At 62.0% G+C, this 6,954-nt stretch carries 8 protein-coding genes; all 8 read right to left on the bottom strand.

Annotated elements, in window-relative coordinates; translation table 11 throughout:
• Positions 1 to 49 precede the first annotated feature (49 nt).
• On the bottom strand, positions 50 to 1,810 hold the full coding sequence (locus tag VQ045_RS17715; protein WP_331831046.1) for a DnaB-like helicase C-terminal domain-containing protein: 1,761 nt from the start codon (positions 1,808 to 1,810) through the stop codon (positions 50 to 52).
• Between the two features lie 17 nt (positions 1,811 to 1,827).
• Positions 1,828 to 2,562 carry a YdaU family protein gene (locus tag VQ045_RS17710; protein ID WP_331831045.1) on the bottom strand — a complete coding sequence of 245 codons (735 nt, stop codon included), beginning with the start codon at positions 2,560 to 2,562 and terminating at the stop codon, positions 1,828 to 1,830.
• Positions 2,559 to 2,849 (bottom strand): hypothetical protein, encoded by a 291-nt coding sequence (locus tag VQ045_RS17705; RefSeq protein WP_331831044.1) that lies wholly within the window; start codon positions 2,847 to 2,849, stop codon positions 2,559 to 2,561. Before VQ045_RS17705 ends, VQ045_RS17710 begins: the two co-directional genes overlap by 4 nt.
• The gene (locus VQ045_RS17700; RefSeq protein WP_331831043.1) at positions 2,846 to 3,448 is read right to left on the bottom strand and encodes a hypothetical protein; all 603 of its coding nucleotides are present in this window, start codon (positions 3,446 to 3,448) and stop codon (positions 2,846 to 2,848) included. The genes VQ045_RS17705 and VQ045_RS17700 overlap by 4 nt, the downstream gene beginning before the upstream one ends.
• Before the next feature lie 104 nt (positions 3,449 to 3,552).
• Positions 3,553 to 3,852, bottom strand: a complete 300-nt coding sequence (locus VQ045_RS17695) for a winged helix domain-containing protein (RefSeq protein WP_331831042.1) — start codon at positions 3,850 to 3,852, stop codon at positions 3,553 to 3,555.
• A gap of 204 nt (positions 3,853 to 4,056) precedes the next feature.
• Positions 4,057 to 4,278 carry a helix-turn-helix transcriptional regulator gene (locus tag VQ045_RS17690; protein ID WP_331831041.1) on the bottom strand — a complete coding sequence of 74 codons (222 nt, stop codon included), beginning with the start codon at positions 4,276 to 4,278 and terminating at the stop codon, positions 4,057 to 4,059.
• A gap of 102 nt (positions 4,279 to 4,380) precedes the next feature.
• Positions 4,381 to 5,574, bottom strand: coding sequence for a hypothetical protein (locus tag VQ045_RS17685; RefSeq protein ID WP_331831040.1), 1,194 nt, complete (start codon positions 5,572 to 5,574; stop codon positions 4,381 to 4,383).
• Positions 5,567 to 6,790 carry a tyrosine-type recombinase/integrase gene (locus tag VQ045_RS17680; protein WP_331831039.1) on the bottom strand — a complete coding sequence of 408 codons (1,224 nt, stop codon included), beginning with the start codon at positions 6,788 to 6,790 and terminating at the stop codon, positions 5,567 to 5,569. The genes VQ045_RS17685 and VQ045_RS17680 overlap by 8 nt, the downstream gene beginning before the upstream one ends.
• Positions 6,791 to 6,954: the final 164 nt, after the last annotated feature.

The following is a 6,954-nucleotide window of genomic DNA, read 5'->3' as shown; positions in this document are numbered from 1 at the left end:
CGCCGAAAAGCGCGAAACGTCATGAGAAGGGCCCCGATCGGGGCCCTTCTCATGACGTCACCTGGCACATATTTCCTCCGGCCAACTGGCGCATATTTGCTCCGGCGTTGACACCGACGAACTCCATCTTCACCGTTCCCGGCTCACCGCATCGCGGTTGGAAGCGGATCTTCTTCGAGATGACCAGCGTCTGGTTTCGCGCATAGTCGCGGTAGACGACGAGACCGGCATCGGCCTTGTTGCGCCAATGAGCTGAGCCCGCGAGGTCGTAGAGTGTCGGGATCGGCTCCCGGCTCTCGCCCGGGGCCGCCCTTATCTTGGTCGGGTGGACGATGATCCAGACCGTAACGTCGTGATGAGCGGCGAAGCGTTTGCACTTCGAAATGAACTGGCTGATGAATTCGGTCTCCGTCAGCTTTGCCGGCCGGCTGGCCTCGATCTCGTTGTACGGGTCGATGATCAGGTGCCGGACGCCCTGCCGGATGACCGCCGCCTTGGCCCTATCCAGCACCCAATCAATCGATGGGGTGTGATCCTTGGCGTTGATGAACACGAAGCGGTCCCGTACCCACGCCATCGCGTCGGCCAGTTCCTTCGGGGACATGCGCGGCGAGGGTCCATCATGAAACGGGAAGCCCGCCCAGATCTCGCAGAGGTCGGCGATATGGTTGGCGTCGCCCGTCTCCGGCGAGAACACGGCCCAGCGGTCGCCATTCAAGCGCGCTGTCTGCACTGCCACCTGATCGAGCCAGCGGCTCTTGCCGTGGTTGGGAATGCCGGTGACGACGATGAACTGTCCCGGCTGATAGCGGAAGGCGCGATCCATCTCGGGGAAGCCCGTGGACTTCGGCTGAGGGCCGCGGCCGTGGTAGAGGTCCAGCACCTCGTCAGCGAATTCCCCGGCGTCGTGAAGGCCATCGATCGGCCACGGCTCGGCGTCGGTCACGCATTGGCGCACCGCGTCGGCGCCGTGATGCTTCAGGGTGTCGTTGGCGTCCTTCTCCTGCACGTCGTCGCGGTTCGGGAACCGCACTCGCCAGCAGCGATCCTTGCCGAGGCGACGCGCCAGTTCGTTCGCCAGCATCTCGCCCGGCTCGTCCATGTCAGTGGCGATATAGACGCGACTGACAGCCTCCAGCGCGTCGGCATGCGTCGCCAGCGGTTCGTATCGCCGGTCGCTCGTCTCGGGCTTCGACGGGGCGCCGTTGGGCAGCGAGACAACACGCTCGAAGCCGGCCTCGATGAAGCTCAACACGTCGATCTCACCTTCGCAGATGATCAGGTCCTGCCCGGCGATGATGCTGTCCGCGTTGTAGAGGACCGGCTCCGGGTCCTTCTCCTGTCGGAAGTGCTTCTCCGCCGAGCGGTACTTCACGTTCCGCAGGGCGCCGGCCCACTCGTAGGGGAACGCGATGCAATCCAGTTCGCCATTGGTCTGCGGAAACCAGGAACGCGTCCGGTAGATGCCGGCCGCCGCGACGGTCTCCGCCGAGATGCCGCGACCGGAGAACCAGTCCAGAATCTTGTCCGGTCGCTGCGGGTTCGCCACCGGCTCGGGACGGCGGTAGCTGCGAGGTCCGCGAGCGTTGGCGGCCGGCCGATAATCCCGCCCACCGGTCGCCCCGGAGAAGCCGCAGTGGTGGCAGTTCCAGACCGCCCTGCCCTCCGGCTCCACCGTCACCGACAGGCAAGGGTCCGTCTGCTTGCGCCGCTGATGGGAACACGCCGGGCAGATCGTCTTGTGGGTGCCGGCCGAGGCCGAGCGAAGCTTGATGCCCTGTTCACTGAGGGCGCCGATTACATCGTTCATGGGAATTATCGCGCTCATCAAAACGACTGCCGCATCTGGCGCTCGACCGGATCGGCCGACCACGCCGGTTTGATCGCTTCCCCGATCCAGGGCACCGGGTCCGCCACCCGATCGGCTTCGGCCTGCCTGATCTTGGACAGGACGAGCCGGCAATCGTCACGAGAAGCCTTGAGCCATTTGCCGATTAGCGGACGACAGCGCGATGCCGGTTTTCCTGTCTGCCGGATGAGCGATTTCAGGCCCTCGTCAAAAAGCTGTTTTCGAATGTCCGGCGGCGCTTCTGCGCCCGATCCGTCAGGATCGGAATAAGAACCGTTAGGTTCTTCTCTGGCTTCTGGCTTCTGGTATGGCATTCCATCTGCATTGCCTGCGGAATGCACCGGCACGTCGCCGTTGTTGTTTTCGTTGACATTTTCGCGGACTTTCTCCCATCGCGTGTTCGCGGCTTTGGTCGAGTTATCGACGAGTTTTGATCGACTTTTTACCGTTTCCTCCGCTCTGGCGTTGCTGATGACGCCCTCGCGGCGCGTCAACTTGCCCGCCGACACGAGGTTCTGAACGGCCTTCTCGACACCTGTCGGGCGCATGTTACAGCGACGCGCCAGACGGGTGATGTCGTCGGCAATCGGCGCGCCGGAATCGAAGATCAGATTGAGGACGATCGAATAGACCCAGCCCTCATTCGGACCCAGATCGGCGACGCCATTCAGGTAGTCGCCAGCGAACCATTTGACCCACGGATTGGCGCTCATGACCGGCCCCCTTTCTGAAGCCGGCCGACGATCTGCGTGGCTATGTCGCCGATGCTGACGAAGGCGTGCTCGTCGTCATTGGCGGGAGCGCCGGGCAATTCGCCCGGTCCCCCCTTCCGTGCGTCATTCTCGGAGTTGATCGCATCGGCAATCGCGCCCGCCTGATCGAGATTGACCGTGAACAGCGTGACGCGGCTGCCATCGGCAAAACCGAGGCGAACCCATGTCTTGCCGCTGCTCGATACCGGCTCGGCGCTGATAGGATTGTGGAGCTGAATGGAAATCATCGTGCGACTCCCTTCCTGATCCACGTCGGCAAGTCGCTGTTCACCGAGCGCATGATGCCCGCGAATTCGCGGTACACTGGCCGATCGGCCACCCAGTCGCGAAACCAGGTCCTGCGGTACGGACGCAGCCATTCGACGCCGGCTTCCGACCACTCGTCGTGGGCCGTCAGGACATAGAACGCCGCCTGTTCGAGGCAGTCGATCTCCGCCTCGTGCAGGTGCTCCAGCGCGGAAGTAAGGATGAGCGACAGGCTGTGGCCCTTGATCGCGCCGTCGATGTCCCCCGGAAGGTTCCACGACCGCATCTGTTCGAGATTGCTGCCGAGTATTTCGAGCAGGATGTTTGCCCGCGCGGCCCAATCCGGTGCATCCATCGTCGCGGTGACCCACGCTTCCGTCGGGAAGTTCAGCGACGGGTCGCTCGGAATGGTCGGGTAGACATCATCCGTCGGACGGGGGAGCGGCACCTTCGGGACCTTCTGGCCGCCGTGATCGAGTAAAACCTGGAATGAAACGCTGCCGTTCTTCGCCACCTTTTCGCTCAGCGCCTTGAAGCAGCGATCCCGCTGTTTGGGATCATGAATGCCCGCGATGTCCATGCAGCCGTTCATGTCGTGGGCATACTCCCCCGGAAGATCCGGGGAAGCGAAGACGGCGATGGACTTGCCGTAGGGGCCGGGGATGTGAGCAATGGGTTCGGCCATCAGGCAACCCTCCGCTCTGCGTCATCCGGCAGGATTTCCACCTTCGACACCAAACGATAGCGGGCGTGGTGGCCGGGGAACGCTCCCCCATGAGCTTCATCGATAGTCTCGATGACGAACCCCATGCCCCTCAGGCGGTAAATGTAGTGTGCGACCCGGGGCGCGGGGTACTCGATGGTCGTCAGGCCATGCTCGCCGGCAGCGAGCAACTTTTCCAGGGTATCGGCATTGCGGCCGACGATGGTGATGGGGAGCCCGTCCGGACGGATGCGGGCGCGGATATGGTAGCGACAGGTCATCGGCTAGACCTCCCGTGCGGATTTCCGAAGCAATGCTCTGCGACCACCCGCGCCATTGCAGGCGCGACGCGGTAACGAGCGCGGACCCATTCGGATTGATGTTCGGAGGATACGGTGCTATCTGAATAGCTGTCCTGACCAAGAGACAGCATTTCAGAAGCCCGTCGCCCCGCGCGGCGGGTTTCGACTATGTGGGCCATGGATTCACGCGGCCTCCCTCTTTTCCGCCGCCGACATCCAGTTCAGGAGGTCGCCGACGCGCCATCCGAGCTTGCGCTCGCTGAGGCGAATGGGAGCAGGCGCTTTACCGGCCCGATACAGGCGGCGCCAATGCGGCAGGCTGATATTGCAGATGGCCGCTGCTTCGGCCGATCCGATCACCCGGTGGCGGGCGAGATCTGGGGGCAGATTTTCGAGATAGCTCATCGCGTCCTCGTACTTGACCAACGCGGAGATGCGTCGGCTACAGGTCAAGGATGAGCGAACCGAATTGCGCCGCCTAATTGCGCCAACAGAAAGCGGCGCAATCTACCGCGTGATTACCAGCGCAATTGCTGTGCACCAGTCGGTAGAGCCGCGGGGTCCCGGCTTCCGCCATTCTTGCGGCGCCTCCCGCGCCCACAGTTCTCGCGCCCAAGTTTTCGAGCAACCCGTCACATGGGCAAGATGATCAACCACGTCATCTCGCTTCGGGTGATCCGAGCCATTTGCACCTTGCGCCTGAGATTCTCTGACAATCCGGTGAAATTCATCTCTCCCCTTCGCGCCGGAAAAGGATGCAACACGCATCTCCTCCTTCACGGCTTTGTCCTCAAGCCGAGATCGAGTGGTTTCGACGCGGGAGTTTACGACGGACTGGAGCTGTTCGAGGTCAGTTTTTATATCTTGCCATCTGAGTCGCCGCTCACCAAACGGCGCGAGGCCGTCGCGGGTATAGTCGACAAAATGCGCTTCATCGGCGATATCCGAGGAAGCGCGCTCCCAGTATTCTTTCGGGATGTCTTCCCGCAGAAGATCTGAGGGGCACTCACCGGTCGCAGTCACAACACCTCGCGATAAAAGCAGGAACAGGATCTTCTCGCCCTGCTCTTGAAGCGCCCGCTCCTGGATATCCAGATTTGTCGTATCGGCGCCGCCAGTCGCGCACCAGATGACGGCCTGGAACAATGGCAAGCGTTCGAGCTCGTCGATTTCATACGAGAAGGGGACAGGCGGCTGAATGGCCGGCCACGCCTGCCGGACCGCTCGTGATTTTAGCAGGACGGAATGATAACCATGGCCGAACGGCCCCGCCCGAACCTCGTCTCGGCTTCCGTGCCCTTCGAAGAAGCCGAAATCCGCCCATTCCCTCTCCTTAATTTCTACACGTCGCTCACCGTCGAGCGGTATGCCGCAAGCAGCAATCGACCCTACAGCTAGGGTCCCGAGGAGCAAGCGCTCCGCCTCGGCCGGCGACATCGCGATGCTATGCCCCTCGTCGTCAACGAGACAGGCGATGTGGTGCAATGAAACTGTTGCGGTACCGGCATCGTCCATGCACCTAGAGCGGTACTGATCCCACATTTGGCGAACCTCGCCGCTGTCCCGGTAAACGATCCAAGCGAGCACCATCGGTAGCGTCCAGTAGACCTCGGAGTTCGGATCAAAATCTTCAGGGTTCGGCGCATCAGGCGACGGATCATCCGATCCAGCATCATCGGGTTTCGCTTCAGCGTCATTCATGCCCAAGGCCTCCCTCGTCAGCGACTCGCCCAAGCGCTGCGCCCCAAAGCTCCAGCGCCTCCCGCTTTTCCTTCGCGTAGACCGCCCGGTTGTATACGCCAGCTACACCGGCCCGATGGCCGCTGACATGATTGAGGACCGCCTCCACGACATGCGGCAAGACGCCAAGATCACCGAGTCGGGTGGCGACCGTTCGGCGGATGTCGTGCAGCCGCCACGGCTGCGGTGGCTTCTGCTTTTCGCCACTCTTCTCCGCATTATCTGCCAGCAGCGCTGTAGCTCGGGCATCAAGCTTAGCCTTCGCCCGGCTCCATCCTTGGAAGGCGCCTTCACCCGACCCGAACAGCAGATCCCGGCCTTCACGATCCGGCACCGCGTTGATTATCTCGATCGCCGCGGAAGAGAGTGGCACTTCATGGGCAAGCCCATTCTTCGTGCGCTCGCGCGGAATTGTCCAAATAGCCTTCGCGATATCCAGTTCGTGGCGGCTCATACTGCCGACTTCATCGCGACGCTGCCCCGTGAGGATCAGCAATCGAACAATGCGGCCATAGTCATCGTCGCGGCACGCGTGCCAGACAGCCGTCAGTTCCTCGTCCGACAGCACGCGGTCGCGCGAAACCTCTTCGGTCGCCTTCCCTGTTCCCGTGACGGGATTTGCGTCCGCAATGCCTTCTCGCATCGACCACGAGAACAAGGATGAAAGCGACGCCCTGGCGCGGTTGGCGGCGTAGGGGCCGCTCTCTTTGGCTATCTCGGACATGCGCATTGCAATGTCGGCGCGGGAGATCGAATGGAGAGGCCGCCCCCGGAGTGGCTTCCAGTGCTTGGAGAAATGAACGAGGAGCGCCGCGTAGCTGTTCGGCCTCAGCCTCTCCTTTGCCGTGCCCTCGATGTACCGATCAGCGACAGCACCAAGAGTGACGGACGCTTTTGCCCTAGCCTCCACCTTTTCATGCTGGGGATCAGCACCAAGCTGAACCTTGGCGAGGAGGGCTTTGGCTTGAGAGCGCGCAATGTCCGCACCGATGCGATCCACCGAGCCGATGGTTACCCGACGCTGCTTCTTGCCGATCCGGTATTGCGCGATCCACACGCGCTTGCCTCCGGCCCGGAGCCGCATCCCGAAGCCCGGTAGCGCATCATCGAAATAGATCTTTTCCGATTTTCCCGGCGGCAGATCGAGCTTTGCCACCGTCGCCGCATTCAAACGCATTCGCATCCCCGTTTCGGGAAGCAGATGGGAAGCAATCTGGTGCTTCCCAATGATCCGTTATGCTTCCCAACGTGTCGGGGTATCGCAGGAAATCCCCTGCTGTGCAAGCCCTCTCGATGCGTCGTGATCAGCTATGCACAGATAGAACCGGTGTTTCGTAATGA

The sequence above is a fragment of the Aurantimonas sp. E1-2-R+4 genome (assembly GCF_036549515.1).
Taxonomy (GTDB): domain Bacteria; phylum Pseudomonadota; class Alphaproteobacteria; order Rhizobiales; family Rhizobiaceae; genus Aurantimonas; species Aurantimonas coralicida_A.
Note: the sequence above shows the minus strand (reverse complement) of the source record. Positions and strands in the feature narration are given on the sequence as shown.

Bases quoted from the DNA above. Each gene is read 5' to 3' on its own strand.
- VQ045_RS17715 (WP_331831046.1), bottom strand. From the start codon at position 1,810: ATGAACGATGTAATCGGCGCCCTCAGTGAACAGGGCATCAAGCTTCGC.
- VQ045_RS17705 (WP_331831044.1), bottom strand. From the start codon at position 2,849: ATGATTTCCATTCAGCTCCACAATCCTATCAGCGCCGAGCCGGTATCG.
- VQ045_RS17710 (WP_331831045.1), bottom strand. From the start codon at position 2,562: ATGAGCGCCAATCCGTGGGTCAAATGGTTCGCTGGCGACTACCTGAAT.
- VQ045_RS17685 (WP_331831040.1), bottom strand. From the start codon at position 5,574: ATGAATGACGCTGAAGCGAAACCCGATGATGCTGGATCGGATGATCCG.
- VQ045_RS17700 (WP_331831043.1), bottom strand. From the start codon at position 3,448: ATGGACATCGCGGGCATTCATGATCCCAAACAGCGGGATCGCTGCTTC.
- VQ045_RS17695 (WP_331831042.1), bottom strand. From the start codon at position 3,852: ATGACCTGTCGCTACCATATCCGCGCCCGCATCCGTCCGGACGGGCTC.
- VQ045_RS17680 (WP_331831039.1), bottom strand. From the start codon at position 6,790: ATGCGTTTGAATGCGGCGACGGTGGCAAAGCTCGATCTGCCGCCGGGA.
- VQ045_RS17690 (WP_331831041.1), bottom strand. From the start codon at position 4,278: ATGAGCTATCTCGAAAATCTGCCCCCAGATCTCGCCCGCCACCGGGTG.